The sequence below is a fragment of the Stenotrophomonas sp. genome (assembly GCF_032056425.1).
GTDB lineage: Bacteria > Pseudomonadota > Gammaproteobacteria > Xanthomonadales > Xanthomonadaceae > Stenotrophomonas.
In genome coordinates, this window is record NZ_DAMBCN010000011.1 from 94,363 (window position 1) to 120,051 (window position 25,689).

General features: G+C 66.0%; 20 protein-coding genes. 10 read left to right on the forward strand and 10 right to left on the reverse strand.

What is annotated here, in order from left to right; translation table 11 throughout:
* Positions 1-148 precede the first annotated feature (148 nt).
* From RTY46_RS09535 to RTY46_RS09545, 3 genes are read right to left on the reverse strand one after another with little or no spacing between them, the layout of a single operon-like run.
* The gene (locus tag RTY46_RS09535) at positions 149-1,468 is read right to left on the reverse strand and encodes a cytochrome c (RefSeq protein WP_312708023.1); all 1,320 of its coding nucleotides are present in this window, start codon (positions 1,466-1,468) and stop codon (positions 149-151) included.
* Positions 1,469-1,478: 10 nt separating this feature from the next.
* On the reverse strand, positions 1,479-3,254 hold the full coding sequence (locus RTY46_RS09540; protein WP_312708025.1) for a GMC family oxidoreductase: 1,776 nt from the start codon (positions 3,252-3,254) through the stop codon (positions 1,479-1,481).
* A gap of 4 nt (positions 3,255-3,258) precedes the next feature.
* Positions 3,259-3,987 (reverse strand): gluconate 2-dehydrogenase subunit 3 family protein, encoded by a 729-nt coding sequence (locus RTY46_RS09545; protein WP_312708026.1) that lies wholly within the window; start codon positions 3,985-3,987, stop codon positions 3,259-3,261.
* Positions 3,988-4,177: 190 nt separating this feature from the next.
* Here RTY46_RS09545 and RTY46_RS09550 point away from each other — a divergent pair, with 190 nt between their 5' ends.
* Positions 4,178-5,092 (forward strand): LysR family transcriptional regulator, encoded by a 915-nt coding sequence (locus tag RTY46_RS09550; RefSeq protein WP_312708027.1) that lies wholly within the window; start codon positions 4,178-4,180, stop codon positions 5,090-5,092.
* Here RTY46_RS09550 and RTY46_RS09555 read toward each other — a convergent pair.
* Together RTY46_RS09555 and RTY46_RS09560 are read right to left on the reverse strand one after the other, a co-directional pair.
* The gene (locus tag RTY46_RS09555; RefSeq protein ID WP_312708029.1) at positions 5,089-6,024 is read right to left on the reverse strand and encodes a GAF domain-containing protein; all 936 of its coding nucleotides are present in this window, start codon (positions 6,022-6,024) and stop codon (positions 5,089-5,091) included. The genes RTY46_RS09550 and RTY46_RS09555 overlap by 4 nt on opposite strands.
* Positions 6,025-6,099: 75 nt before the next feature.
* On the reverse strand, positions 6,100-6,561 hold the full coding sequence (locus RTY46_RS09560) for a hypothetical protein (protein ID WP_312708031.1): 462 nt from the start codon (positions 6,559-6,561) through the stop codon (positions 6,100-6,102).
* Between RTY46_RS09560 and RTY46_RS09565 the strand changes: the two genes are divergently transcribed.
* Positions 6,512-7,780, forward strand: coding sequence for a TonB-dependent receptor (locus tag RTY46_RS09565; RefSeq protein ID WP_312708033.1), 1,269 nt, complete (start codon positions 6,512-6,514; stop codon positions 7,778-7,780). The genes RTY46_RS09560 and RTY46_RS09565 overlap by 50 nt on opposite strands.
* A 270-nt stretch (positions 7,781-8,050) precedes the next feature.
* Here RTY46_RS09565 and RTY46_RS09570 read toward each other — a convergent pair whose 3' ends face one another.
* Positions 8,051-8,734: a type 1 glutamine amidotransferase domain-containing protein gene (locus RTY46_RS09570; protein WP_312708035.1), complete on the reverse strand. Its 684-nt coding sequence runs from the start codon at positions 8,732-8,734 to the stop codon at positions 8,051-8,053.
* Positions 8,735-9,320: 586 nt separating this feature from the next.
* On the opposite strand from RTY46_RS09570, the gene RTY46_RS09575 reads away from it, so the two are divergent.
* From RTY46_RS09575 to RTY46_RS09590, 4 genes are all read left to right on the forward strand, one after another.
* Positions 9,321-9,590 carry a hypothetical protein gene (locus RTY46_RS09575; protein WP_312708036.1) on the forward strand — a complete coding sequence of 90 codons (270 nt, stop codon included), beginning with the start codon at positions 9,321-9,323 and terminating at the stop codon, positions 9,588-9,590.
* A 152-nt stretch (positions 9,591-9,742) separates the two neighbouring features.
* A complete protein-coding gene (locus RTY46_RS09580; RefSeq protein ID WP_312708054.1) occupies positions 9,743-10,426 on the forward strand; it encodes a hypothetical protein in 684 nt (227 codons plus the stop codon).
* 18 nt (positions 10,427-10,444) lie between these two features.
* The gene (locus RTY46_RS09585) at positions 10,445-11,272 is read left to right on the forward strand and encodes an NAD(P)-binding oxidoreductase (protein WP_312708037.1); all 828 of its coding nucleotides are present in this window, start codon (positions 10,445-10,447) and stop codon (positions 11,270-11,272) included.
* A 72-nt stretch (positions 11,273-11,344) separates the two neighbouring features.
* Positions 11,345-12,088 carry a hypothetical protein gene (locus RTY46_RS09590; protein WP_312708039.1) on the forward strand — a complete coding sequence of 248 codons (744 nt, stop codon included), beginning with the start codon at positions 11,345-11,347 and terminating at the stop codon, positions 12,086-12,088.
* A gap of 39 nt (positions 12,089-12,127) precedes the next feature.
* On the opposite strand, the gene RTY46_RS09595 is transcribed toward RTY46_RS09590, so the two are convergent.
* Positions 12,128-12,802, reverse strand: coding sequence for a hypothetical protein (locus RTY46_RS09595; protein WP_312708041.1), 675 nt, complete (start codon positions 12,800-12,802; stop codon positions 12,128-12,130).
* A 65-nt stretch (positions 12,803-12,867) separates the two neighbouring features.
* Positions 12,868-14,391 (reverse strand): EAL domain-containing protein, encoded by a 1,524-nt coding sequence (locus RTY46_RS09600; protein WP_312708043.1) that lies wholly within the window; start codon positions 14,389-14,391, stop codon positions 12,868-12,870.
* A 224-nt stretch (positions 14,392-14,615) separates the two neighbouring features.
* On the opposite strand from RTY46_RS09600, the gene RTY46_RS09605 reads away from it, so the two are divergent.
* Positions 14,616-17,264: an ATP-binding protein gene (locus RTY46_RS09605; RefSeq protein ID WP_312708045.1), complete on the forward strand. Its 2,649-nt coding sequence runs from the start codon at positions 14,616-14,618 to the stop codon at positions 17,262-17,264.
* Entirely contained in the window at positions 17,188-20,664 is a 3,477-nt protein-coding gene (locus tag RTY46_RS09610; RefSeq protein WP_312708047.1) for a response regulator, read from the forward strand. The genes RTY46_RS09605 and RTY46_RS09610 overlap by 77 nt, the downstream gene beginning before the upstream one ends.
* An 8-nt stretch (positions 20,665-20,672) precedes the next feature.
* Here the strand turns inward: RTY46_RS09610 and RTY46_RS09615 are convergent, their stop codons facing one another.
* Entirely contained in the window at positions 20,673-21,329 is a 657-nt protein-coding gene (locus RTY46_RS09615) for a response regulator transcription factor (protein ID WP_312708048.1), read from the reverse strand.
* Between the two features lie 119 nt (positions 21,330-21,448).
* Here RTY46_RS09615 and RTY46_RS09620 point away from each other — a divergent pair, with 119 nt between their 5' ends.
* Complete coding sequence (locus RTY46_RS09620) at positions 21,449-22,135, forward strand: response regulator transcription factor (protein ID WP_312708049.1); 687 nt, start codon at positions 21,449-21,451, stop codon at positions 22,133-22,135.
* Positions 22,136-22,351: 216 nt separating this feature from the next.
* Positions 22,352-25,318 carry an autotransporter outer membrane beta-barrel domain-containing protein gene (locus RTY46_RS09625; protein WP_312708050.1) on the forward strand — a complete coding sequence of 989 codons (2,967 nt, stop codon included), beginning with the start codon at positions 22,352-22,354 and terminating at the stop codon, positions 25,316-25,318.
* 76 nt (positions 25,319-25,394) lie between these two features.
* Here RTY46_RS09625 and RTY46_RS09630 read toward each other — a convergent pair.
* Positions 25,395-25,689: lysozyme inhibitor LprI family protein (locus tag RTY46_RS09630; RefSeq protein WP_312708051.1), on the reverse strand; the 295-nt coding region annotated here is incomplete at its 5' end.

The following is a 25,689-nucleotide window of genomic DNA, read 5'->3' on the forward strand; positions in this document are numbered from 1 at the left end:
CTCCGGGTAGAACAAAGTGCGTAATTGTCGCACGCTGGTCTGTCACCGGCGCCCTGCTTCGGTAGGTGCCCACCTTGGTGGGCACGCTTTTCGCACGGACGCCGCTGCGCCAACCAAGGTTGGCATTTGTCGGGGCCCTGCACTCACGTTACGGCGATTCGTGCCGCAGCTTCTTCGCCTGCGTTGCATTCACCGCGCTGGCCTTGTTGCCGAAGTCCTGGCGGATGAAGGTCGCCAGTTGTGCGATTTCTTCATCGCTCAGCCGATCGGCGAAGCCGGGCATGCCCAGGTTGGACGGCCGTTGCGCGGTCGAGGGCAATGCGCTGCCATGCAGCAGCAGACGCACCAGGGTGGTCGGATCGTCGGCCAGCACCGTCGGGTTGCCGGCGATGGCCGGGAACACATTCGCATAGCCCTTGGCATCGGTGCGATGGCAGGCGGCGCAGTTGTCCACGTACAGTTCGGCACCGCGGCTGTCGTTCACCCCGGCCTGCAGCTTGCGCGCGGTGGCATCGTCCTGGGCGTAGGCCGACGGGTCGTGCGCGCTGGCCGGCAGGCTCTTCAGATAGACCGCCATGGCCTGCAGGTCGGCATCGGTCAGGTGCTGGGTGCTGTGCACCACCACGTCGGCCATCGGCGAACCCACCACCGCGCTGTGCGCGTTGCGTGCGGTGCGCAGGGTGTCGACGATGTCCTGCGTGCTCCAGCGGCCCAGGCCATCGGCGTTGTTGCCGCGCAGGTTCACCGCGTTCCAGCCATCGATGATCTGCCCACCGGCCAGGTACGCGCCGCCCGATTCATCCAGTGCCTGTTCCTGCAGCGCCAGCCCACGCGGGGTGTGGCAACTGCCGCAGTGGCCCAGGCCCTGCACCAGGTAGGCGCCGCGCGCCAGTTCCGCAGTGGCATAGCGGCTGGGGTCGAAGGCCACCGCATCCGCATCGGGGGCGAAGGTCTTGCGCCAGATCGCCAGCGGCCAGCGCATCGACAGCGGCCACGGAATGTCGGCGGCCTGGTTGGCCTCCTTCACCGGGGCGATGTCACCGTGCAGGAAATAGGCATGCAGCGCCCGCACATCGTCATCGGTCAGGCGGGCATAGGACGGGTAGGGCATGGCCGGGTACAGCGTGCGGCCATCGGGGGTGATGCCGTGGCGCACGGCGCGGTCGAAATCATCCAGCGAATACCCGCCAATACCGGTGTCGCGGTCCGGGGTGATGTTGGTGCTGTAGATGTTGCCCAGCGGCGAGGCCACCGGCAGTCCACCGGCAAACGGTTTGCCACCGGGGCGGGTGTGGCAGGCGGTGCAGTCGCCAGCCGCGGCCAGGTAGCGGCCACGTTCGATCAGCGCCGCATCGGCCGCCGGCGCATCGCCCAGCACCCGCGTGCGGGTCGGCACGAAGGCGTAGGCCAGGGCCAGCAACAGCAGCACCAGGGCAAGCACCACGATCCACAGGAGAAGCTTCTTCATGGGCATCTCCTCAGGCCTGTACCAGCGGGCCCGGATCGGGCAGGTACTTTTCGCGGATGGCCGTGGCCGCCCAGTACGCGAGCCCGCCGACCAGCCCGGTGGGGTTGTAGCCGTTGTTCTGCGGGAACGCGTTGGCGCCGATCACGAAGACATTCGGCACGTCCCAGCTCTGCAGGTAGCGGTTCAGCGCCGAGGTCTTCGGATCGGCGCCCATGATTGCGCCACCGCAGGTGTGCGTGCTCTGGTACTTGGTGATGTTGTAGTGCTCGCCGTCCTTCTTGGCATCACCGCTCATGGAAAGCGGGTTGAGCACGCGGCTCATCTCCATCGCTTTGCCGACGAAGAACTGCGAGGCCTTGATCTCGTTGGGGTGCCAATCGAAGGTCATGCGCAGCAGGGGCCGGCCGAAGCTGTCGGTGTAGTTGGGGTCCAGGCTGAGGTAATGCTGGCGGTAGGCCATGCACGCGCCCTGTACTTCGTAATAGAAGTTGTGGCGAAAGTTGTCCGCGGCCGCCTTCTTCCATGCCGCGCCCCAGCTGGGCGTACCCGAAGGCACGTTGATGCCGCGCACCGGGCCGGCGCCGGGCTGGCGCGCCCAGACCAGGCCGCCGCCGACGAACCCGGCCTTCGCGTTGTCCAACTGGTTGCCGTTGAGGTCGTCCATGGTGGTACCCGCACCGCCAATGCCGATGAAGCCATTGGCCTGCACGCTCTTGTCGAAGAACAGCACCACCCGGTTGAGGTTCTGGTAGGAGTAGTTGCGGCCCACCGTGCCGGTGTTGGATTCCGGGTCGTAGGGCTGGCCGATGCCGGACAGCAGCATCAGGTGCACGTTGTACAGCTGGAACGCGCAAAGCAGCACCAGGTCGGCCGGCTGCTGCACCTGGCGGCCCTGGGCATCCAGGTAGGTCACGCCGGTGGCCTGCTTGCCACTGCTGTCCAGGTCCACCTTCAGCACCTGCGAATGCGTGCGCAGTTCGAACGTCGGGCGCTGGCGCAGCACCGGCAGGATGCAGGCGTTGGGGCTGGCCTTGGAATAGTTCAGGCAGCCGTAATCGCTGCAGAAGCCGCAGGCATTGCACGGGCCCAACTGGCAGCCATAGGGGTTCACATAGGGGCCAGAGGCATTGGAGGCGGGAATCGGGTAGGGATGCCAGCCCATTTCCTTGGCCGCCTTGTAGAACAGCTCACCGCCCAGGTAGTTGGGGTTGGGCCCCAGCGGATACTCGGCCGAGCGCGAACCCTCGAACGGATTGCCGCCAGCCTGCACCACGCCATTGACCACGCCGGCCTTGCCGGAGGTGCCGCACACCAGTTCGAACATGTGCAGGTGCGGCTCCAGCTCGGCATAGCTGACCGGGAAATCCTGGATGGTCATGTCATCGGGGATGAAACGCTTGCCATAGCGTTCTTCCACGTTGCTGCGCAGCTTCATGTCTTCTGGCAGCGGGCGGAAATGCGCGCCCGACCAGTGGCTGCCCGCACCGCCCACGCCAGTGCCGGGCTTGAACGAGCCCATCTGCCGGTACGGCACGGCCGTATCGGCAAGGGTGTGGCGAATCGTGACGGTTTCCTGCGCCAGGCTCTGCAGGTAGCGGCGGTGTACCGAGCCTTCCAGCTCGTCCACCACATTGGGATAGGCGAAATCAGGCTGGGTATCGCGGTCGCCGCCGCGTTCCAGCGCGACCACGTGCAGGCCGGCGTCGGTCAGTTCCTTGGCCAGGATCGCCCCGGTCCAGCCCATGCCGACGATCACGGCGTCTACTTTCGGTTTCGTGATGGCCATGCGCTCAGCCCCTCCGCCCAGCCAGGTCCACCGGCGGCAGCGGGTAGGCCTTGTCGCGCACCCCGATCCAGTCCAGGTAGTCGGCACGCATGCCGGGGTAGCCGATCATCTTCCACGCGGCCATGCCCTTGTTGGCCCCGTATTTGGGGTCGGCGAAGTAGCCGTTCTTCACTTCACCCAGCAGGTTGGAGAAGAACAGCTTGCTGGAAATGGCGTCCAGTTCCAGCTTGCCGCCCTCGGCGGCCTTCAGCAGGGTTTCCTGCTGGGCGTGGTCCAGCTGGGCGAAGGTCTTGCCCTGGAACTGTGCGCGGCAGTGCGCATCGAAGGCGCCAATGCCCACGCGCACGATATCGCGCAGCGCAAGCTTGCCCTGGTAGCCGAATTCGCTCGGCGCTTCCAGGAAGGGGCCCTGCATGTACCAGATGGCGCCGGCGGCGTAGGGCGTCTGCATGTGCCGGTCGAGGAACTCGGGCACGCCCGATTCCACCGCGCCGGGGCCGGTCTCGTCGGCGGGGATCAGCCGATCGCAGGCCGCGACGATGAAGGCCCATTCGGCGGCGTTGAAGAATTCGGGGCGGTAGTCGGCGGCATCAGCGGCGGGTGCCTGCGCGTTCTGCGCGGGGGTGCCGGGCGCACAGGCGGGCAGGGCGGCCGCCACGGGAATCAGGGTCAGGCCCTGGAAAAAGCGGCGGCGGCTCAGCGCCGGCGCCATCGGTTCGGCGTCATCGTTCATTGCGGGGTGGCTACCTGTGGGGTGGCTGGTGCACAGCTTCGCGCGCGTCCTGTCGCGGTGGCGTGCTCGACTTCGGGCCCGGCGCCGACCGCTCCCCGGCCGACATGGATCGATCCATTGTGTTGCTGCGTGATGCTTTCCGGAATGGCAATATGGGAAAGGTGCTGTTGCCCGAAAGGAAAGAATCGCGATGATCGAAGACCTGGGTGAACTGCGCACCTTCGATCGCATCGTGCACGGCGGCAGCCTGTCCGCTGCGGCGCGCGACCTGGGTGTGTCGCTGGCCGTGGTCAGCAAGCGGCTGTCAGCGCTGGAGCGCCGGTTACAGGTGCGCCTGCTTAACCGCAGCACGCGCCGGGTCTCGCTCACCGACGAGGGCAGCGTGTTCCATCAACACTGCCGCCAGGTGCTGCAGGCAGTGGAAGCGGCCGAAGCGGCGCTTGCGCAGCGCCAGGATCTGGTGGCGGGGATGCTGCGGGTGACCGCCCCGAACGGTTTCGGTCGGCGCCATGTAGTACCAGCGGTGCGGGAGTTCCAGATGGCCCATCCCGGTGTACGCGTGCACCTGTCGCTGCGCGATGAGATCGTCGATCTGGTGGGCGAGGGCATCGAGCTGGCCCTGCGCTATGGCACGCTGGATGATTCGCGGCTGGTGGCGCGCGAACTGGCGCCGAACCGTCGGGTGCTGTGCGCATCGCCGGACTACCTGCAACGGCGTGGCCTGCCGCGCAGCATTGCCGACCTGCAGCAGCACGATTGCATTGCCTCGGGCAGCCCGCCGGTCAGCCACTGGCGCTTCGGCCAGGGCGATGCCGCGCTGGCACTGCCGCTGCAGGCCAGCACGCTGTGCGACGACGGCGAGGCCGCGCACCTGATGGCGCTGCAGGGCGCCGGCATTGCCCGCAAATCGATCTGGGACGTGGCCGAGGACCTGCAGGCGGGGCGCCTGGTGGAAGTGCTGCCCGACCACGCGCTGGCCACCTCGCCGCTGAGCGCGGTGCATGGCTCGGGCAAGCAGCTGGCACCGCGCGTGCGCGTGTTCCTGGACCACCTGCTGCAGCACCTGCGCAGCACGGTGGCCTGGCGTTACGCCAAAGCCGACTAGCTGCGCGCGTCCTTGGCGATGGCCAGGGCCTGGTCGGCGCGCACGAACACCGCAGTGGTGTTCTCGTCGCGGCTGCCGGTGGCCGCGCCCAGCAGCAACGGGCGACCCAGGCGGGCGGCGGCTTCGTCGGCCACGCCCTGCAGCGCATGCAGGGTGGCATCGGCTTGGTCGCTGCCCAGCACGGCAATGAACTCACCGCTGCCGGTGACCCGGTTGATGCTGTCGCCACGCTCGGTCTGCAGGCACCGTTCCAGCGCCGCATCCAGCTGCTGCAACTGGCGGTCCAGGCCGCGTTCGCCCAACTGCTCCGCCAGCGCGGCCAGATCCTGCAGCTCCAGAATCACGATGGTGTATTGCGTACCTGCGGTGGTGGCGTCGCTGCCGACCGGCTCGGCGGCCACCGTCTGTTCCAGCAGGGCCACCACTTCCTGTTCGCGCTCGCGGCTGCGCGCCTCCATCAGGTTCATGGTCAACCGGGCCAGCGCCTGCAGGGCCTCGCGCTGCACCGGAGTAAGCGAGCGCGGTGCCAGGTCCACCACGCACACACTGCCCACCGCCGCACCGCTGCCGGTCACCAGCGGCATGCCCGCGTAGAAGCGTGCGCCGATCTCCTTCAGCACCGGGTTGTCGGCAAAGCGTGCGTCCTGGCTCAGATCACCGACTTCCAGCAGTTGGCTGGGCTCGCGGATCGCATGGTCGCAGACTGCTACATCGCGGTCGGTCTGGCTGCCGTCCAGACCGGTACGGGCCTTGAACCATTGGCGGTCGCGATCAATCAGGGTGACCAGGGCCATCGGCGTGCCGCACACGGCGGCGGCCACTTTCACGATGTCATCGTAGGCCGGTTCGGGCAGGCTGCCGACAATGTGCAGGGCATCGAGCGCACGCTGGCGTTCGGCTTCGGAAAGGGCGGTCGAAGCGTGGTCGGTCATTGGGTTCCCGGGCAGGCGTTGGACCCCTCCATGCTAGAACACGCCCGTAAGCGCGGGATGAACCACCGCCGCACCTCAGCCGCGCGCGGGCGGCGGCAGCGAGAGCGCCTGCAGATCAGCCTCGCCGCGCACGATCTGCATCGCCCCCAGCACAAGCGCATGCATGCCCTGGGCGAACTCACGTTCGACTTCCGTTGCATCGCGCGCGCGTTCTTCGTCAGACAGTCCATCTTCCCGCGTGCCGGCGTACAACGTGTCGGCCGCGGCCACACAATGGAAGGCCACGGTCGACAGCAGCCAGCGTGCCTGCGCCAACGGCAGCCCATAGGCAGCTGCAACGGCCTGCTGATGCTCGGCGATGCGAGCACTTATCGACGGCGAGGCCACCGAGCGGCGCAGCAGATGGGGGGCAAGGCCGGGGTTGGCGATCACCAGATCACGCAGCGATGCGATGAAGGCGATCAGGTAACGCGGCAGGTCCTGGCCGTTGCGCTCGGTAGCCGCACCGTGTGCGCGGCAGGAAGACCGCTGGGACACGCAGAAGCGCAACCGCGTGGCGCTGGATTTCGACAAGAGCATCGAGGCCGGCGGCGTGCGCCATGACCTGGTGTACGGCGCAGCGTGGCAGCAGGCCAAGATCCACTGGAACTCGGTGGATTCGCGCTGGGGCAACGATGGCTCGCTGTTCACCCGCGATACCGACCCTTCGCTGTGGCCGGACACCAAGGAGACCGACCTGACTGCCTACGTGCGTGACCGCGTGCGCCTGCTGGACGATCGCCTGAGCCTGACCGGCGGCCTGCGCTACGACAGTTACAAGTACACGCCGGAAACCTCGGCCGGTGGCAACGGTGACGCTGGCTATGTGGATGACGGCGGCAGTGTCGGCACTTCCAAGTTCGCCGCGCCGACCTGGAACCTGGGCGCCGAATTCAAGTTCACCGATACCCAGTCGCTGTGGACCCAGGTGGGCCGTGGCTTCCGCGCGCCCGGCGTGAACGATATGTACGGTACCTCGTCCACCACCGAAGTCACGCGGGTTTCGGACGGCGCCACGGTTACTGTGCCCGACGGAAAGAGCAACCCGGACCTGGACGCCGAGCGCAGCCTGAACCTGGAACTGGGCTGGCGCTACCAGAGCGATCGCCTGCGCCTGGGCGTGTCGCTGTTCCGTGACAAGTACAGCAACTTCATCGACACCGCCCAGTTCGTCGGCGATGCCGGTACGCAGTACAGCACCACCGTGCGCGGCGTCACCACGGTCACCAATGGCTACACCTACACCATGCCGATCAACCGCGGCGAAGTGGTGGTGAAGGGCGTGGAGGCCGAAGGCCTGTGGCTGCTGGCCGACGACTGGCTGGCACGCGTGGCCTATTCGTACAACGAAGCCACAGACAACGACGGCCGTCCGCTGGCCAGCATCATTCCGGCCAAGGCCGTGGCCGGGGACCTACAACGCGCCGTCGCGGCGCTGGAGCGTGACCGTCAACGTCACTCACCAGGATCGCAAGGACCCGTCCGACTACGGCCTGAGCGTGACCAACGCCAGCTACGGCGCCGAAGTGCTGCCGCTGTATGCCTACAAGGCGCGCGAGTACACCCTGCTGGACGTGTTCGGCAGCTACAGCATCACCCCGCGCATCCACCTGACCGCCGGTGTCTACAACGTGTTCAACAAGGAATACTACCTGTGGAACCGCGTGCGCACCGCCGGTGGCGGCACCGCCATCTTCCAGGGCGCCACCAGCTATGAAGGTATCGGCCGCTGGTCGCAGCCGGGCCGTGACGTGCGCTTCACTCTCAGTTACGACTTCCTGTAAGCCGGGCAGGGGTCAGATCCCTTTCCGCAAGGAAGGGGCGCTGGCCCCAACCACGCAAACCATCCACGCGCGGCGTGGATCTACTGGATGGCACCCAAATCATCCACGCATGGCGTGGATCTACTGGATGGCACCGTTGTAGATCCACGCCATGCGTGGATGCGTCGCGATCGGTCACGCATTGCAGTCGAGCAAGCTCGACTCTACCGGGCGGTGCCCAGGCGCAGCAGTTCCTTGGCAACCCATTCGGAACTGGCCGGATTCTGCCCGGTCACCAGCAGGCCGTCGGTCACGCCATGCGATGCCCAATCCGCGCCTTTTTCATATGCAGCGCCCAGCGCGATCAGCTCGTCTTCCACCAGGAACGGCACGATATCGGTCAACTCGACCGCCGCTTCCTCGCTGTTGGTGAAGCCCGTCACCTTGCGCCCCTTCACCAGCGGTGAACCGTCGGCCGCTTTTACATGGCGCAGCACGCCCGGCGCATGGCAGACGAACCCCACTGGCTTGCCGGCGCGCTCGAAAGCTTCGATCAGTGCGATGGATGGCTTGGATTCGGCCAGATCCCACAGCGGCCCATGACCACCGGGGTAGAACACCAGGTCGAAATCCTCCTGCTTCACACTGTCCAGCTTCACGGTGCTGGCCAGCGCCTGCTGCGCCTTCGCATCGCCCTTGAAGCGTTCGGTCAGCGCGGTCTGGAAGTCGGGCAGGTCGCTCTTCGGGTCCAGCGGGGGCTGGCCACCGGCGGGGGAGGCCAGGGTGATCTGCGCACCGGCATCGCTGAACACGTAGTACGGCGCAGCGAACTCCTCCAGCCAGAAGCCGGTTTTCTTGCCGGTGTCGCCAAGTTGATCATGCGACGTCAGAACCATCAGGACCTTCATGAAGCGCTCCGCAGTGGGGTGGGGCAGCAGTATGCGCGCGACCGGGGATGCGGGGCGTCAATGGTGCGACGCTTTAAACCATCGGCAGGCCCTTTGCATCCAAGCCCTCCACACCCCAACCGGCAGATGTCTGGTCCATGCCTACCGTTACCCTGCGGCACATATCGTTCGTCCCCCTTCTTGCCATGGGGGTACTGGCTCTGGCGGGGCTGCTGGTACCGGGTTACAGCACGCTCAGCCAGCACATGAGCGAGCTCGGGCTGCTGCAGGGGTGGCCGAAGTGGGTGGAGCGGTCCGCCGCCGTCGTCAGCGGCGCCGCGATCCTGCGCCGGTGTACTGGCAGTTCGTGCCGTCCTGGATCAAGGCCACCGACAACCGTGTGCGCTTCGGCTGCAAGGAACGCTGGCCGCAGCAATAGCGGCCACTACAACCGGGGTTTGAACAGCCTCTGGACCATGAACATTTACACGCCATTTCACATTTCTTCACACCCCCTCCACCTCGTCCAACCGTAGCTGAAAGGTGCTCGGTCAACTGCCAAAAAGGCCGCTATATTCGGGCTTCCCCAGACGAAGGAGGGAGTGCAATGTTCCTGAACCAGCAACACAAGACCCTGGCCCGTACGCTCGGTGTAGCCATCCTCGCCGCCGCCGCTCTCAGCGGTTGCGCCACCTACAAGGAAGAATTCGCAACCATCAATTCGCGTCTCGACGCGCTTGATGTGAAGGTGCAGGGCGCCGCCCAGAGCGCCGAGTCGGCCAACCAGTCGGCACAGCAGGCCAACCAGCGCCTGGACCAGATCGAAGGCCGCGTACAGCAGCTTGAATCGGCACCGCGCCGTACCCCGCGCGGGTGATCGCTCCCCCACGCAGTACCGTTTGACCCGGACACCGGTGGCCTTCGCGGGCCACCGGTGCCGACCCTGTAGTACCAGTAGCAAGGAGTCGTGCCATCCCTATGTTCCCCAACCCTGCAAACCGCCCGCTGCGCGCTGCGCTGGCCATGGCCCTGGTGTTGACCCTTGCCGGCACCGGTGTGGCAAGTGCGAAGAACGGCACGCCGCCGGCACCGTCTTCGGCGGTTGATGAACTGCCCGAAGGCCAGAGCGTGTCGGACACGGTGATTGAACTGGCTGGTTGGGTGGTGGCCAGCAAGGACAGCCAAGGCTATCCGTTCGCGATCATGGACAAGGCGGCCGCACAGATTTTGATCTTCGGTGGCGATGGCAAGCTGCGCGGCGCAGCGCCGGCGTTGTTCGGCTCGGCCAAGGGTGACCACATCGCCCCCGGCGTTGCAGGCCTGGCATTGCGCGAGATTCCCGGCCGCGACCGTACCACGCCGGCTGGCCGTTTCATCGGCGGTTTTGGGCCGTCCATCGATGCCGGTCGTGTGCTGTGGGTCGATTACGAATCTGCGGTCTCGATCCATCCCATGCCCAAGGGCACGTCGAAGGAGAGGCGCGCTGAGCGCCTGGCCTCGGCCACGCCCGACGACAACCGCGTGACCCACGGCTGCATCAACGTGTCGCCGATGTTCTACGACGAGGTGGTGAAGTCCACCTTCGAAAAGGGCGGTGTGTTCTATGTGCTGCCGGACAAGGCATCCATTGCGGAGACCTTCCCCGAATTCGCGCAGAGCCGCGAGAGCGCAGCGCAGAACGGCGAGAGTGCCCGCCACGCAAGTGGCAGATAAGGCACCGCGGGTGCCGGTGTGCCGGCCCGTCATTGCGCGGGCTGTCCACCTTCATCTTCTCGGCAACGCCATGGTTGCCGACCAGTACCCGCATCGGGTGTCATCGCACGTCTGTTCAAGCCATCCAGCGCGATCACGTTCGGTTTCTACGCGCCGCCGCACACTGTCTGCCAGTTCATTGGTATGGGACCTCGCGTGAGCAGGATATTTGTTATTGGCGCGGCCGGAAAAATTGGTCGTGCACTGGTGCAGCAGGCTGCGGCGCGTGGCCATCGCGTGTCCGCCATGCACCGTTCCGCCGAACAGAGCGCCGATCTCTCCGCCTTGGACGCGCAGCCTGTTCAGGGCGATCTGCTGCAGCTTCAGCCAGACGCGCTGGGCACCTTGATGCAGGACCACGACGTGGTCGTGTTTACTGCCGGTGCAGGCGGGAAGGGCGGCCCCGCCATGACCGATGCCATTGATGGCCGCGGGTTGGAGCTGTCGGTGGCGGCGGCCGTCCAGGCGCAGGTGCCGCGCTTCCTGCTGGTTTCCGCATTCCCGGAAGCCGGTCGCGGCAAGCACCTGTCGGACACGTTCGAAAACTACATGGCGGTGAAGAAGGCGGCGGATGTGCACCTGGCCAGCAGCAGCCTGGACTGGGTGATCCTGCGCCCCGGCACGCTGACCGATGCAGCGGGTACGGGTCGGGTGCACGCAGGACTGGCCATTGCCTATGGCGAGGTTCCGCGTGCCGACGTGGCGGCCGCGTTGGTGGCCTTGGTGGAGCAGCCACAGGTCCGTCGGCGCATCATTGAGCTGACCGGGGGCCGGACTCCGGTGTTTGAGGCCCTGCATCAATTCTAGCGTCGAGCGAGATTGACCGAACCCCCGCACGCGCGGTTGCGCTAGCATGCAGCTCCCCGCAAGGAGCACAGCATGGGTGATGCAATGGACACGCAGTACCTGGACGCCACACCGGCCGCTGCGAAAGCGCCCGTTGAAGGCCTCACCTTCCACGCACTCTATCGCCGCGTGCAGGCCTTGGCAGGCCAGAGCATCTACCCCAAGCCCAGTGGCGTTGAGCGTTGGTCGGTGCGGGTGGGCGCAGGTGCAGCACTGCTGGGCCTGGCTACCGGCCTGCTGCTGGACCGCTGGTTGCCCGCCAGCGTGCTGCTGCCCTTGCTGCTGGTATGCCTGGTGGTGGAGATCGGTGGCTTTGCCATCAGCGGTGCCCTGATGGCGCGCAGGGAATACCGCCAGTACATCCAGCCTCGTCTCTCCCACGCCCAGGAAATGGACAACCAATTCGGGCATTGGCAGGCTGTCGTCGCTGATCTGCAACGGTTCCCGCGGCGCGAGCGCGAACAGCGCCTGCGCTTCGTCAGCGTGATAAGAACCAACATGGGCGAGCGCATGGGCCTGCTCTATGGCAGCCTGCAGAAGCTGGGCCCGTTCCCGCTGCTGGTTGCGCTCTACGTGCAGTACCGGGGCTGGAAGACCAGCGGCTGGCAGGGTGTGTTCGACGTGGGCTGGGCGGGTGCCATCCTGATCTTCGCCATGGTGCTGCTTTACATCATGGGATGGATGCTGATCATCCAGCGCGAGCGCCTGGATACCTACGTCAACCTGCTTGAGGCTTCCCTCCACGATGAACCCGTAGCGTCGAGCCTGCGCGACTGAGCGTGTTCCTGCGCGAGGGTGATGTTTACAGTGACCGAGTCACTCGCCACCCCGCGCTGCCAGGCTGTCCCAGATACGCCCGGCACGCTGTTCCCCCGTGGTTACGTTGATCACCGCCTGCGCGCCCAGCCGGTCACGCAACTGCTGCAGATACAGGCTGCGCGGCGCCACCACCTGTCCCGCGGATTGCACGATGCCTGCGGGTTCTTCGGGCGGGAACTTGCCGGGCGCGATCCTGCCCACCTGGCCCACGCTCCAGTTCATGGCGAAGGGCGGTGCCTGCATGACGTAGGTACCGTGCTCGGTGTTCCAGAACATCTGCTGTGCGCCCGCCCAACCGTGCCCGCTGCCGCTGTAGCGGCGGTTCTGCGCACGCAGCATGTAGCCCTTGGTGTTGTCGTACAGCACGCCGGTGGACCATCGATGGTGCGGACCGCTGTCATTGCTGTCATCGGTGGCCAGGCAGTCCAAATACACGTTCGGGCCCGATGTGCGTGCACCGGTGACGAAGGTATGCCGGCCGCCGCGGTTGTAGCAGCGTTGGGTCAGGTTGAACGCCGCGTTGCCTTCATACAGGAACACATAGCGACGTGCTACGGCGGCCCGGATTTCGTCGATGTAGGTGAATTCGAGGCCGTAGACCCGCACCTGCCATTTGGCAAGGAGTGGATGTTCGAAGTCGTGGAAGACGCGTTGCGGTTTGCCACGGAACATCTGGGGGCACGTCCAGACCACTACGTCAATCAGGGCATGGTCCAGGCCGAGTACGAAGATCGCTACTACCCAAGCATGACAACTGCATCCTCAGAGGGCAGGGGATAGCCATAGTGCCAACCCTGGCCCACGGCATCGGTGGCCAGTTCGCGCAGCAAGGCCACCTGCTCCGGCGTTTCGATGCCCTCGATGATCACGTCCATCCCCAGCTTGCGGGCAATCTGATACATGCCCGGCAGCACCGAGCGCAGCGGCGAATCTTCGGTGATTGCCGTAACAAACATGCGATCGATCTTGACGCCGTGGAACGGTGATTCGGCCAAGTGCGAGAAGTTCGCGCTTCCAGTGCCGAAGTCGTCGATCAGCAGCTTGTAGCCCAATGCTTCAAGCCGGCCGATGTTGGCCTTGCCGACCTCGCACAGCTGCTCCCGCTCGGTGACTTCGATGCGTATCTGCGAGGGACGCAGGCCTGCTTCATGCAGCAGCGCATCGAGATAACGCACTACACACGCCTGGGCCAGATCGTGGGGCTCGGCGTTCACACTCACATACAGCAGCGGGTGGCGGCGCAGCGACGGCCCCAGTTCCAGCAGCGCCTGGGCCAGCACGTGGCGGAACAACAGTGGGGTCAGGTTGAACTGGCGCGCGATGGGCACGAAAACCGAAGGCGGAATATCCTCGCCGGCCTGAGGATGCCAACGACTCAGGGCTTCGAATCCCACCAGTTGCTGGTCACGGATTCGACAGAGTGGCTGATAGACCAGCTGTATCTCACCCTGCCTGATGGCCTGGTCCAGACGCGCGTGGATGGAGCCGTGCTGGGCGCTGCGCCGGCGCGCCAGGAGGCAGGCAGCGACCGCGCCGGCGAACGCGCTCAGGCCGAACAGAAGCACCAGCAGCCAGGGTGGCAGCCCGGCAACGGACCGCCGCGGGGTTTCCACTACCACGCAGACGTTGTTCTGCACGCTGCAGGTACGGCTATGCACGCTGTCGATGCGCGTAACATCACCGGTGCGCGGTGCCAGCTTGCGGATGGCGTGAGCGCGGTTGTCAACAACAATACTGAGCGTGCTGCTGCTGGTGCCCAGCCCATCAATGCCGTCGAACGCCGAGGTGGAGGAGACGCTGAAGACGCCGTCGCGGGCAATCAGCGTCGTGCCCGCATAAGGGGTGCCGGCCAGGTCATCGCTCAGCCAGACCTGAGAGCTGCCAAGGTGGAACGTCGGCGGTGGCAGCGGCCTTGCGGCAAGGTCACCCCAGGTGGCGGAGCAGGACAGGCGCCCGCCATCAATCCGCCCCAGGTCGGCAATGAAGCTGGAGTGGAAGGTAAGGGCCTTGAAGCGCTCCAGTTCTTCGGTGGAACAGGGTACGCCCTGGACACGCAATGCCTCATCGGTCACTGCGCGACGTACCCGGGTGATGGTTTCCGACCGGCCCAATACCGCTTCTGCAACGCGTTCGGAGGTGGCACTGTCTTCCGAATAGAGCACGGCCTGCGCCCCGGCCAGCAGAGCGACAGCCACCAGCGCGGCGATCGCAATGGCCTCGGTAACCGTTCGGCGGCGGGCGGTTGCTCGAATCAGGCTCAAGTACGGCCCCCTGTATGACATGGCGTCCTGGGCTGACACCAGCATGGGGCCATTGGGCTGTCGGGGGCAAGGGGCATTGGCTTCGCTGCCGGGCTCAGTGAGCCGCCGGGCCGTGAATCAGCCCGGTCCTATAGGTAGCCCAGCGGCGGCTGGATAGGCTGACGGCCCTTTTTCTGGCGCCTGCAAGCGCATTGACGCTTGCGTGCCCGCCTGCGCAGCCCACCATGATACGTCTCATTCGCGCCGCCTGGTCGAGGCGGAATCCGGCTCCCTCCACCTCAAGCGATTGCGACCTCAGTGCGCTGCGCAGGTACCAGCGTGGCGTACTGCTGGGCGGTGGCTGTCTGCTCAGCGTGGCCATCGTGTGTGGCTGGATTGCACTGCTCCTGTTCCATGCCGCGGGGTTCCAGGCGCGACGGCTGGAGGCACTGCAACGCAGTCGTGCCATTGCAGAAGCCTATCTGGCCAACACCGATGGTGCCCACCAGCGCATGCTGAACATGGCCGAATATGCCTGGCGGTATCGCCCAGACGGCGAGGCAGCCGCATTGGATGCCGAGAGGCAGCGGTTCGTGCACGCTGGGCAGCGCATGGTTGTCACCGCGGGGCCGGAAAGCGCGCCGCAGATGGTGCTTGGCGTGGGCGTCGATGCCTGGCCCTCCCGTCGGCTTGACCGCTACCTGATGCTGGCCCATTCGCTGTCCATCATCCGCCGGCTGGGCAGCGCGGACAGCGAAGGCAACGAAGGCGAAGACACCTTCTTCCTCGACCCCAGCCGCCAGCTGCTGGTACTCGGCGAGGGCATGACCGAGCAGCAACTGCTGGCCACCACCGGCGCGCCGGATCGTGCCGGCCTGATCGATCGCCTCTCCGCGCTCATCCATCCACCGGCCGGTCTGCAGCAACGATCGGACGGTAAACCGCACATGCTCCTGGTCGAGCATCCGCTTACGGGCGCGCCTTCCATTGCGACAGCACTGGCGGCCACCGATGCTGGAACCGCAATCGGTACGATGGTCACCCTCCAATCCACGGCGGACCTGTCGCGGGCCATGCGCATGGCCGATCGCGGGGCGTCCTTCGTGTTGACCCGTTCCGGGCGGATTGTCGCTGGCACGGCAAGTTCGCGCGACCTGAACCTGGGCGCGGTCGCTGAACGCGTGCGCGCAGGCGAGCGGGAGGGGCACACGGTCGTGACGTTCCGGCAAGGAGTGCGGTTCTTTCAGGCCGTGCGCATTGCCGATGCAGACTGGGCATTGGTCACTACCTACTGCGTGGGTGACGTCATCGGTGAGGGCCGGCGTCTCTACATCGGCTCCGGCGTCGTGACCGCAGGGCTGCTGCTCGGCCTCTGGGTGTTGCTTGCCTGGCTGCACTGGCGTGCATTCGGGCCGGCGCTCGCTCGGGCCGCACGCGTGTACCAGGGGGAACAGCTCAGCCGGGCATTGATCCAGCTGTCGCCAGTGGGTCTGTGCCTTCTGGACCACCACAGCGGTGAGCCGGTGCTTGAGAACGAAATGATGCGGCAACTCGCCGCCACGGCTGAGCGGAGGGGGGTGCTGCTCTATGCCTGCATGGTGGAAGAGGCCTCACGCATCCTTTCCGGTCCCGATACCTTGACCGCCGAATTCGAAGTGCCGCTTTCCGGTGACCCGCAGCGCACGCCCGGCCTGCTGCTGGTGGGTGCAACCGGTGCAAACTACCAGGGCCGACGGGTGTTGCTGTGCGCCGTGCGCGATCTGAGCGCGCGCGTGGAACTTGAAGAGCAGCAAAAGCGTGCCCGCGAATCGGCAGAGGCCGCCAGCATGGCAAAGGGGCGCTTCCTGGCCACGATGAGCCACGAGATCCGCACGCCGCTGCACGGCATTCTTGGCCACCTTGAACTGCTGGGTCGATCATCGCTGGATGAGAATCAGCTGGCGCGCCTGCGACGCATCACCCAGGCGGCCGACTCGCTGCTGGTCATCATCAACGACGTGCTGGATTTCTCCCGCGCGGAGTCCGGCTATCTCGATCTGGTGTCGGAACCCTTCGAACCCGTGGTGCTGCTGGAAAGGGTGGCGCTGCTGTTCTCGCCCTTGGCCGAGGCCAAGGGATTGGTGCTGGATGTTTCAGTCGATGCGGACGTGCCGGTCTGGGTGGTCGGCCCGCAGGCGCGCATAGAGCAGGTGCTGCGCAACCTGGTCAGCAATGCCGTGAAGTTCACCCCCTCGGGCCGTGTCGAGATGAAGGTCCAATGGCGAGGGGGCACGGCAGCGCCCGGGCTGTTGCTGCAAGTGGTGGATTCGGGCATCGGCCTCAGTCCGCGGCAGGTGGAACGCCTGTTCCAGCTCTACGTGCAGGCCGACGCGAGCATCATCACCCGCTTTGGCGGATCCGGTCTGGGCCTGTCCTTGTGTCGTGAACTCTGCAACCGCATGGGAGGGCAGATCTCCGCCCGCAGCACGCCCGGTGTGGGCACCGTCTTCAGCTTCAGCGTACCCGTACAGGAGGGCCGGGTGGCGGCAGGCGTGCCACTGGCTGGCCGCAGAGTGCTGCTGGCCTCCACCATACGTGGCTGGCGTGAAGAGCTGCGACGGCGCCTGGAAGGCTGGGGGGCGCAGGTCGCGCTGGTGGACGAGTCGGCCGCCGTCGTCCACGACGGCTTGAACGCACAGGAACCGCTGGTGGTGTTCGAAAGGGTTTCCGGCCGCAGCGGGCTACCCGCTGCTTCGGGGCGGCGGCGCGTCATCCACCTTTCCGCCGATGGCCCGCTGAAGCCGCAGGCGCGTGGAAACATCTGGAGGGTCTCCTGCTATGCCGGCGACGCGCTGCTGCAGGCGCTGCTGGCGCCCGGTCCGGCAGCGCTGGCGGCCGGGCAGGGCATGCACTAGATTCATGGCAGCCCACACGATCGCTCAGGCCCGCGCCATGCATCCACCTTCGCCTGAACTGCCCGCCCCTTCGCTGCAGGCCCTGCGCCGCTCGCAACGCAGGCTGTTTCTCGCCGGGGGCGGAGTGATCACCGTACTGGTGGTGCTGACGGCCATCATCAGCATCCTCTCAGGCGTCAGCGATTTCCACGCACGCGAGCGACAGAAGTTCTTCGAGGCAAAGGGGGCGGTCGACTACTTCCTGATCCAGCGTGATCGCGCTTACGCGGCCAGCATCAATGCCAGTGACGCGATGTGGGCTGACCAGCGTGATGAGCTGCGTCGGCTGGGTCGGCCGATGGTCGCCGAGTATCACGCCAACGGCATGCGCGTACTGGTACGCGCGGAAGGACGCACCTCGGTCCCCTGGCTGGTGCTGGGCGATCCAGCCCAGCCCATGGCAACGGCCGATCTGGAAGCCTACCTGGGCCTGATGTACCAGTACTCGTTGTACACCGCTGCGGCGGTAAGCGCATTGCAGGGCGCCGGTCCGGCGCATGTGTACGGATACGAGCCCAAGGGCCGGCTGCTCGCGCTGCCCGGTGTCATTGATGAAGCGCAGTTGCTGCAGCGGCTGCGGGTGACCTCGCGTGCGCAGGCCTTTTCCCGGTTGATGGCGGTGCAGGCGCAGGTGCAGCTGGCCACCCCGCACGCCGGCCCGCTGGAAAGTGCAGTGCAGAGCCATCGGCTGGTGTCCTTCTTTGGCCGGAACCCGCTTGATGGCCAACCCTCCCTGGTGGGCCTTGCGACGCTCGCGCAAGGCGGCACGCCCTATTTCCGCCGGGTCGCGTTCGAGCCGGTCAGCCGCATTGCTGCGCGTCTGGATGCCACCGCAGCGGGCAGCTATCTGCTGACCAGGTCGAATGGCGAGGTCGTTCTGGCGAAGGGTGGGGCCGCGCACGCCACGCCTGGCGGCGGACAGCCATGGGCGCATCCGGAACACGGTGGCCTGGCTGGCGAAGCCTCGTCGGCACCGTTCGAGGTTGGCGCTGCGCTGCAGGGCCTGGATGCTCGCCTCAGCCACCCCTATGGATGGGCAGCACTGTGGCAGGACCAGGGCCTGCCCATCGCGCTGCATGCGCTTGCAGGCACGCTCATCGTGGTCGTGCTGTGGACGCTGCTCTGGCGCATGGACCGGAGAATCATGACGCCGGTACTGGCTGAGGCATCGCGCGTGTATGAAAGCGAGGCACTCAGCCAGACCATCATTGGCACTGCATCGGTGGGTCTTGCCCTGCTGCGCTGTGAGGATGGTGCCCCACTGCTGCAGAACCAGGTGGCGCGCGCTCTGGCCGAATCGCCCGCAGGAAGCGAGGCGGTGCCTCCGCTCTATGCCGCGTTGATACAGCACGCTCGTTCACTGAACGGCACGAATGGAACATTCACCTGGGCGCTGCAGCGCGACAATCAGGCACCCATCCAGCTGGAAGTGGCGCTGGCACACGCGCGCTATCGGGAGCAGGAGGTCTGGGTCTGTGCGCTGCACGACATCACCGCGCAGGTAGAGCTGCAGGACACCCTGGACCGGGCGCGGCGGGATTCGGAACAGGCCCGCGCCGCAGCCGAGGCCGCCAACCGGGCGAAGACCGCGTTCGTCGCCACCATGAGCCACGAAATCCGCACGCCCCTCAACGGCGTACTGGGACACCTGGAACTGCTGGCGCGGTCGACGCTGCAGCCGGCGCAGAGTGAACGCCTGCAGCGGATCCGCCACTCCGCCGATTCGCTGATGGCGATCATCAGCGACGTGCTGGACTTCTCCAAGATCGAGGCCGGCCAGCTGGACATCGATCCAGTGCGTTTCAACGTGCGCGAACTGGTCGAGCAGGCCGCGCTCCTCTATGTACCCCAGGCACACAAGAAGGGCGTCAAGCTGTTCTATGGTGTGGATCCGGGCCTGGATGACGACTACCGCGCCGATGCGCACCGCATCCGGCAGATCATCAACAATCTGCTCAGCAATGCCGTGAAGTTCACTGAATCGGGCCGCATCACGCTGCAGGCGGGGGTGGGCGAAGGCGCCCTGCCCGGGCAGGTGCTGTTGCGGCTTCGGGTCATTGATTCCGGGGTCGGAATCGCCGATGCACAGCTGGGCCAGTTGTTCCGTCCGTTCGAACAGGGCGATGCCAGTGTGTCCCGGCGCTACGGTGGCAGCGGGTTGGGGCTGGCCCTTTGCCGGCAGCTGGCGCAGCTGCTGGGGGGCTCGATCCACGCCGAGAGCACACTGGGGGTGGGCAGCGTGTTCACGCTCGATGTTCCGGTCGCACTGGAAACAGGATCGGCACCGCTCACCTACCCGTTGTCCGGCAAAGCAGTCACTTTGCTGTCGGCAGCGCCAGAGTGGCGGCAGGAGATCGGCCACCTGTTGCAGCGCTGGGGCGCCGCGTTGACGGTGATTGATCGCCCGGCGGCGCTGCCCGCAGATGCGCTGCCCGGCACGTTGCTCATCGTTGGCGAACGCCGCGCCTGGTCCACCGAGGATGAGCTGGCCTTGTGCCAGGCCCATGCGCGCCTGGTTCGGGCTTACCCCAGTGGACCCCTGGCCCCTGAAGCCCGCGCTGACGGCACGCATGTCACCAGCTATTCCAGCCCGGCGCTGCTGCGGGCGCTGCAGTTGCGCAGTGATGGGGGAGCCGCCCCTGCGGCGACGTCGGCGGCTCCCGCACAAGCGGGCCACGTCATGCGCGGAAGCGTGCTGCTGGTGGAAGATAATCCGGTGAATCGCGAGCTTATCCAGCAGCAGTTGGAAGAGCTGGGCTGCCATGTGGATACCGCAGAGAACGGCCAGGCTGCACTGAGCCTTTGGCGGCCCGGCGCCTGGGATGTCGTACTGACCGACATCAACATGCCCGTCATGGATGGCTATCAGCTGGCACAGGCCATACGCTCACGCGGCGAGACGCTGCCCGTGCTCGCCGTCACGGCCACCGCGCTGTCCAGCGAGCGCGAGCGCTGCCGCGCGGTGGGCATCGATAACCTGCTGTTGAAACCCTTGGATCTCGACCGGCTCTCAGAAGCCCTTGAACGTTACCTGCCTGCCGCGCGCAGCAAGCCGCCGATGCCTGTGGCCGGCGCGGAGTTGCCGTTGAAGCTGCGCACGCTTTTCGTGGAAAGCAGTACGCGCGACCTCAGAACCCTTGCCGACGCAGTGCGCGATGCACAGTCGGCCGCTGTGCTCGACCAGGTGCATGCGCTGAAGGGGGTGCTGTTGATGATGGGCGAACGCAATCTGGGCGACCGTTTCGGCGATGTCGAAGCGCGCCTGCGTGAAGGCGCGCCAGTACCAGAGTCGGAGCTGCAGGACCTGCTGCAATCCCTGGCGGTGACTGTCGATGCCTATCGGCACGGACTGAAGGCCTAGCCGTGCGTCTATTCGGTCCCGGCAAGCGGCGCGCGCAGCCCCAGCTCGGCGGCAAATCGGAACAGATCGGCCTCCTTGTCGATTCCGAGCTTGGCCATGCCCACGGTCTTCTGCGTGCTGATGGTCTGCTTGCGGCGGTCGAGCCGCAACGCGATCTCATTGATGCTCAGGCCGGACACATACAGGGTCAGTACCTCGCGTTCGCGCGGCGACAAGGTTGCCTTCGCCGGCACGGCACGCGCCGACAATATCTGCGCGACAGACGGCGAGAAGTAGCGCCGGTTGGCCCACGCCGCGGCGATGGCCGCCGGTACATGGGCAGTATCGTCAGCCTTGCTGAGAATGTGGGTGATACCGCTCTGGTAAAGCGATTGGATCACGACCGACTGGTCCAGCCCGGTCATCACGATTATTTTCAGTTGCGGGTAACGTTCGCGCAGAATATCCAGCAATGGCAATCCATCGCCGTGGGCGCCACCGGGCATTGCATAATCGGTCACCACCACCTCGCAGGGTGCAGCATCCAGCAAGGCCACCAGTTCGGAAGAATCGGCAGCTGCGCCCACAAACCGCAGCGTCGGCACTGCGTCGATCGCCGCTTCAATGGCCATGCGGACGACCGGATGGTCATCGGCAACGGCGACGCGGATGGTCAAGTCGGACATGGCGTAGCCCTGGTCTCTGGCGGGGCCTTCCCCAAAGTGGGGTGGCCGCGCAACTATATGCTAGGCGGGGGTGGCGTGGCACCGCAGGCAGGGAACACCGTATCCACCAGGAGTGCTTCATGACCTTGACCGTCGTGGTTGCCGATGATCACCCCGTCCTGCTGACCGGCATGCAGATGCTGCTGGCCAAAGATCCTGACATCGTGATCGCCGGGCTTGCCAGCAATTCCAGTGAGCTGGTGGATCTGCTCGACGCCACGCCGGTTGACGTCGCCGTCTGCGATTTCACGATGCCCAACGGACGGCATGGTGATGGGGTCGCGCTGCTTCGCTTCCTGCAGCGACGGTTTCCTGCGCTGCGCCTGGTGGTGCTCACTGGCATGGAGAGTCCGCTGGTACTGCGGTCCATCCAGAGCGCGGGGGTAGGGTGCATTGTCAGCAAGAGCGACCCGTGGCAGCAGCTGGTGCCCGCCGTGCGCGCCGCCCAAGCCGACGCTGCCTTTGTTTCCCCGGAAATCCGGCGGCTGCTGGCACAGGCGCCAGACGGCGTGCAGCAGAATGCGCCGGCGCTGTCCAAGCGGGAAACCGAAGTGCTGCGCATGTTTGCCGAAGGCCTGACCCTGATGGAGATTGCCGAACGCGTGGGGCGCAGCCGCAAGACACTCAGTACGCAGAAAATGGCCGCGATGCGCAAGCTGGGCCTGCAGCGCGATGCGGACATCTTTGACTACGCGCTGAGCCATGGCCTGGTGCAGGCCTCCCAGATCGGTCGCACAGGTACCGGCAGCGACGGGGCGAGCGGCTGAATCGAGGTCCTCCCGCTCCACGCGGATGAATGCAGATGCCGCACATGGAACAGGCCGAGCCTGGCTGTGGCCGTTCATCTTCGTTCAGACAGATTACGTCGACCTGAATGCAATGCAGTGGCGGGCCGAATTACGCCACGTCCGATAGGGCGCGGGCGGCCCAGTTTCTAGCATTTACCTCGTTGGCCAACCGGGCCACCTTCAGACGAGGCTCAAATGCGCACCATCATCATCCGCGCCCAGCGCGTGCTTTCTCTCTCGATTGCTGCGGCCCTGGCCGCGCCCATGATTGCTTCCGCCCACGATGCCGTGGTGGTGGAGGATGGCGCACACATTGACCTGGCAGACGATTCCATTGTTTCCAGCGTGAATGGTGCGCACGGGATTCTGGCGCGCACCTCCGCCACTGCCAACCTCCGCCAGACCGATATTTCGGTTTCTGGAAACTTCGCCCATGGCGCGGTGGTCAACTCGGCCGGCAGCTGGATCGATATCGAGGGCGGCACGATTTCCAGCCAAGGCCAGGAGAGCTATGGGCTTTACGCCGCTGCTGGCGCGATCCGGGTGACCAATGCACAGATCAGCACGACTGGCGCAGGTGCGATCGGATTGCTGGCCCGGGGTGCGGACGCATCCATCGCGCTCACCGATTCCAGTGTCATCGTCGACCGAAGCGGGCATGCCGCCGCAGCGACCGGTGGCGCGCAGCTGCAGCTCACCCGCACGTCACTTACTGCGGGTCGTACCAGCGGCAACGGCCTGACGGTACGTGATGCAGGCACGCGCGTAGCCGTACTCGATTCGCAGATCGCCGCACGTGGCGTTGACTCCCATGGCGTGCTGGTGACCGGCCAGGCCAACGTGGATATTACCGGCAGCCAGATCAGTGCTGCTGGTGATCGCAGCCGAGGCGTGTGGGCGAGCGGCGAAAATCACGTGGTGATTGAACGCTCGCGCATTGACACTTTTGGAGACCGCTCGCGGGACGCCTCGGGCAACATGTTCGGCCCCGCAGCTGTTGTGGCCTCCAATGGCGCATCCATTATCATGACCGACAGCGATCTGTTCACCGGAGGCTTCGCAGCCGGCGCACTGAACGGCGAAGGTCGCGGAACGCAGATCATCATGGAGCGCGGCACCATCGTGACCACGGGCGACCAGTCCCGCGGGGCTACCGCACATGGCGGCAACAATCTCGTCGATCTGGTGGGTGTGCAGGTGCTGTCCGAGGGCACCGGTAGCCAGGGGGTGGGTGCTGGCGACGCCGGTAGCGTGCTGAGCATGACCGACAGCAGCGTTGAAACGCGCGGCGCGGACGGTGCCGGCATCTTTGCCCGCGACAGCGGCGCAGTCAACCTCGTCCGCAGCACCGTCTCCACGCACGGTGCAGCGGCGGTGGGCGCCGACATGCGCACTGGTACGCAGCTGGTGTTGCAGGGCAGCGAGCTGCGCTCGGCCACCGCGGCGGCGCTGCAGCTGGATCAGGCAACGGTGCATGCCGCCGAGGGCAGCAGGCTGGAGGCGGGCAACGAGGTTCTGGCAGAGTTCCGCTCCGATGCAGCAAGCAGTATCGTGCTGGATACCGGTTCCGTTGGTCTGGGTGATATCCGCTTCATCCACGCCGCCACCGATGCTGACGGCAACGGTGCGCTGGACCGCACCTCGTCCCTGTCGCTGAACAACCAGAGTGCCTGGAAGGGCGCTACCGATGCGATCGGGGTCCTTTCGCTGGCCAATGGCAGCCGCTGGGACCTGACCGGAGATTCCACGGTGGGCAGCCTGTCCCTGGTCGATTCCACCGTGGCGTTCGACCACGCTGACGGCACGTACAAGACGCTGGTGGTGGACGGCAACTTCCACGCCGACAACAGCCTGTTGGCAATGAACAGCGAACTGGGCGATGACAGCTCGCCGACTGATCGGTTGCATGTGAAGGGTGACACGTCCGGCAACGCGCGCATCGCCGTCAACAACATCGGCGGTACCGGCGCGCTCAGCCACGACGGCATCAAGCTGGTGCAGGTCGATGGCACCTCCGCCGGCGTGTACACGCTGGCCGGCCGTGCCGTGGGCGGCGCGTACGAGTACTTCCTGTACCAGGGCGGCGTCAGCAACCCCAACGACGGTGACTGGTACCTGCGCTCGGACCTGGCCACCTTTGATCCGCCGGCCGATCCCTGTGCTGAAGCAGGTTGTGCTGGCGATCCGCCGCTGACGCCGATGCCGATCCTTCGCCCGGAAGCCGGCGCATACCTGGCCAACCAGGCGTCGGCGCTGGGTATGTTCAACATGGAACTGCACGAGCGCGTGGGCGAGCCGAACCTGGCCCAGCGGCAGCAGGGCGATGGCACGTTGGGCGGCGCATGGGCCCGTGTGATCAGCGAACAGCCGCGCTACCGGGTGACCGACCAGTTGGTGGGGCAGGGCCGCCGCAACGTGGTGCAGATCGGCGGCGACCTGACGTTCTGGGGTCGCCAGGACCGCGGGGTCGTCGGTGTGATGGCCGCCAGCGGTCAGGTCACCCAGCGCATCAGCTCCGACCTGACCGGCTACACCGCTGAAGGTCGCTTGGACGGCCGCTCGCTGGGCATCTACAGCACCTGGATCCAGAACGCCAAGGATGACGGCGGCCTGTATGTGGACGGCTGGCTGCAGGCAGCACGCTTCAAGAACCGTGTGCAAGGCGAGAACCTGGCACGCGAGCAGTACCGCTCGCGCAGTCTGTCCGCCTCGGTTGAGGCAGGCTACGCCATGCGCCTGCGCCAAGGCGATGCCAGCGCGCTGTATCTGGAGCCGCAGGTGCAGGCAATCTGGACTGACTACCGTATGGACGGCCGTCGCCACCAGGAAGTGAACGGCACCGTGGTGAAGGTGGCCGAGGCCGGCAGCCTGCAGACGCGCGTCGGCGCCCGTCTGTACGGCCACTCCACGTCCGTGACCGGCAACCGCGTGCAGCCGTTCGTGGCGGTGAACTGGATCCGTAATGGCAGCGATGCCAATGCGGTGTGGCTGGGCGAGCAGCGCCTGCAGGGCGTGCTGTCGAAGAACGTGTATGAAGCCAAGGTTGGCGCGCAGCTGCAGCTGTCCTCCAGGCTGACGGGCTGGGGCGAACTGAGCACGCAGCGCGGGGACTACGGTTTCCGCAGCGTGGGTGGGCAGTTGGGCGTGAAGTACGCCTGGTAAAGGCAGGGCGTTCCAGGCTACGCAGCGGCCCGTCACGTGCTTCGTGGCGGGCCGCTGCCGCACGCAGTGGCGGGCACTATCTGCGGATCAAGGCTTCCAGCGCATCGGCGCGGTTGGCCAAGCGATTCACCCGGCAGGAGTGCGCGTCCAACATCTGGCCCTGGCCCTGTGTGGCCGGATCAAAATGGCAGTAACGGTCGGTGTCACGCATGTACGCGTGCTGCTCTTCACCCAGCGTGTCCTTGAACTCACTGTCCGCGCCGGCATCAATGGTCGCAAGCGCGGCGCGCATGCGCGCCTGCTGCCAAGCGAACTCCTGATCCAGGCAGGCTTCCATGGCCGGGGTCACTGCATCGCTGGCGGCCACGCAG

Excerpts from the sequence above, each read along its gene's own strand:
- RTY46_RS09535 (WP_312708023.1), bottom strand. The coding sequence starts at position 1,468 with ATGAAGAAGCTTCTCCTGTGGATCGTGGTGCTTGCCCTGGTGCTGCTG.
- RTY46_RS09540 (WP_312708025.1), bottom strand. The coding sequence starts at position 3,254 with ATGGCCATCACGAAACCGAAAGTAGACGCCGTGATCGTCGGCATGGGC.
- RTY46_RS09545 (WP_312708026.1), bottom strand. The coding sequence starts at position 3,987 with ATGAACGATGACGCCGAACCGATGGCGCCGGCGCTGAGCCGCCGCCGC.
- RTY46_RS09550 (WP_312708027.1), top strand. The coding sequence starts at position 4,178 with ATGATCGAAGACCTGGGTGAACTGCGCACCTTCGATCGCATCGTGCAC.
- RTY46_RS09555 (WP_312708029.1), bottom strand. The coding sequence starts at position 6,024 with ATGACCGACCACGCTTCGACCGCCCTTTCCGAAGCCGAACGCCAGCGT.
- RTY46_RS09570 (WP_312708035.1), bottom strand. The coding sequence starts at position 8,734 with ATGAAGGTCCTGATGGTTCTGACGTCGCATGATCAACTTGGCGACACC.
- RTY46_RS09575 (WP_312708036.1), top strand. The coding sequence starts at position 9,321 with ATGTTCCTGAACCAGCAACACAAGACCCTGGCCCGTACGCTCGGTGTA.
- RTY46_RS09590 (WP_312708039.1), top strand. The coding sequence starts at position 11,345 with ATGGGTGATGCAATGGACACGCAGTACCTGGACGCCACACCGGCCGCT.
- RTY46_RS09595 (WP_312708041.1), bottom strand. The coding sequence starts at position 12,802 with ATGTTCCGTGGCAAACCGCAACGCGTCTTCCACGACTTCGAACATCCA.
- RTY46_RS09605 (WP_312708045.1), top strand. The coding sequence starts at position 14,616 with ATGATACGTCTCATTCGCGCCGCCTGGTCGAGGCGGAATCCGGCTCCC.
- RTY46_RS09610 (WP_312708047.1), top strand. The coding sequence starts at position 17,188 with ATGCCGGCGACGCGCTGCTGCAGGCGCTGCTGGCGCCCGGTCCGGCAG.
- RTY46_RS09615 (WP_312708048.1), bottom strand. The coding sequence starts at position 21,329 with ATGTCCGACTTGACCATCCGCGTCGCCGTTGCCGATGACCATCCGGTC.
- RTY46_RS09620 (WP_312708049.1), top strand. The coding sequence starts at position 21,449 with ATGACCTTGACCGTCGTGGTTGCCGATGATCACCCCGTCCTGCTGACC.
- RTY46_RS09625 (WP_312708050.1), top strand. The coding sequence starts at position 22,352 with ATGCGCACCATCATCATCCGCGCCCAGCGCGTGCTTTCTCTCTCGATT.